Origin of the sequence: Gordonia sp. IITR100 (genome assembly GCF_002009645.1) — a bacterium.
Taxonomy (GTDB): Bacteria; Actinomycetota; Actinomycetes; order Mycobacteriales; family Mycobacteriaceae; genus Gordonia; species Gordonia hongkongensis.
This window is the reverse complement of record NZ_MVKV01000042.1, coordinates 1-1,794: the sequence shown is the minus strand read 5'-3', so window position 1 is coordinate 1,794 and position 1,794 is coordinate 1. Positions and strand designations below refer to the sequence as shown.

Below are 1,794 nucleotides of genomic sequence, written 5' to 3'. Positions count from 1 at the left end.
GAGCCTGCTGAATTAGGGTCCAGCCTGGGTTGAGGTTCCTGCTGCGGGGATGTGTCGGTTCCGGGGTGTGGTCGTGGTGATCGATCTAGGTGGGGCGGCGGTGCCGCGGTTCAGGCGGTGGCCAGTGTCCAGGTGCCGTTGGTGATAGTCAGTCCGAGGGTGATCAGGCGGCGTAGGTTGATCGCGGCGGCGCGGTGGTGCAGCCAGTTGTTGTTGCGTTCGATTCCACGGTAGGGCACCCGCCGGTTACCGCGGGTGAGCCAGGCAATCGTCCGTTCGACCATGGGTCGATGCTGGCGGTAGGTGTCGGCAATAGTCTTGTCAGAGAAGTGTTGTCGGTGTTCGCGCTGGAGTTGGTGGTGTTCGCCGAAACTAATTTTGCGTCCACGAACCGCGGTGGTGCACCGTGCCCGAAGTGGGCAGTCTTGGCAGGCCGCACCGTAGGTGACGTGGCCTTTCGCGCTGACCGGCCGGGTCAGGTTGTTGGGGCAGGTCAATGTGTTCGCGTCGGCGTCGAAGGTGAAATCGTCGATGACGAAACCACCAGCAACCGCCGGCATGTGTGGCTTGGGTTTGATCACCGCGTTCCATCGTGTCCGCGCCAGCGTGGCCAGCATGTCACCGGAGGCATACGCTGAATCACCCAGCACCTCACGATCGTCGGCGTCGTCGGCGACGGTCGGATCGCTCAGCAACAACCGTGCCCCGACTGCTCCGTCGGAAGTGTCCGGACCAGCGGCTTTGGTCATCTCGATCGCGGTGACTAACCCGGTCTCCGGTTCATTGACGATGTGGCCCTTGAACCCGTCCTGCTGGCGTGCCCGGGTTTTGTGGGCGTGCCGGGTGTCGGTATCGACGGTAGAGATCACCCGGTCCGGGGCGGTCCGGGGCGCGATGCGCCAGCGTCCGTCGGTGCCATCAGAACCTGGTGCCGGTTCCACATCCTGGCCGGTCACCAATGCCAGCAATGCCACCGCCTGCGCCTGGGCCTCGTTACTTGGCTCCTTCTCGATGGCCTCGAGGTCCAGACCGTCGAGCACGGCCAACCCATCTTCGACAAGGGCGCTGATCAGGTCCTGTTGAGCACACTCATCATCCCAGGCGATCCGCGGCTTGCCGGGCCGGTCATAGCCGCCGCCGGTCAACGCGGCCAGACGAGTCGCACGCTGCTCGACCACCACCGCACCACCGTCGACCTCTCGGGCGACCCGCCGGATCGCCGCGATCACCTGGGTGACGGCGTCCTGGCGGGCCACCGCGTCATCGAAGATCGTCGAATCCAGCGCTCGACGGCTCTTACCCGCGAGCACCCCGGTGGTGGTGATGACCTCGCGTACCACCTCGAAAATGCGGTACGGCCGGTCGCTGGCTGCCAGTCGCCGACGCCAGTACGTCAGAGTCGACGGATGAAAACCTTTGTTACCCAACACGAATCCACACGCCGCTTTCCACCGCAGATCAAAAGTGACCGCATCAGCGGCTTCGCGATCGGACAAACCCTGCAGCGTTTGCAGCACGATCACCGACGCCATCGTGGCCGGCGGGATCGACGGACGGCCCCGGCCGCTGGGAAACAGGTCCGCGAACATCTCCGCAGGGAACAACTGCTCGCGATGAGCAGCCAAAAACGCGAACACACTGCCCTCGGCCAGCAAATGCCCGACGACCGAGTTCACATCCAGAAACTCACCCTGACGATCCGGCTCACCCTGCATACTCACCAGGATCCCAGCCCACCAGGCAAACCCGCTCACCCCACACCGAAACGACGCCGACTATTTCAGCAGTCTCCTA

General features: G+C 64.0%; 1 protein-coding gene. It reads right to left on the bottom strand.

What is annotated here, in order from left to right; translation table 11 throughout:
* Positions 1-110: 110 nt before the first annotated feature.
* Complete coding sequence (locus B1818_RS23780) at positions 111-1,715, bottom strand: IS1182 family transposase (RefSeq protein WP_078114167.1); 1,605 nt, start codon at positions 1,713-1,715, stop codon at positions 111-113.
* Positions 1,716-1,794: the final 79 nt, after the last annotated feature.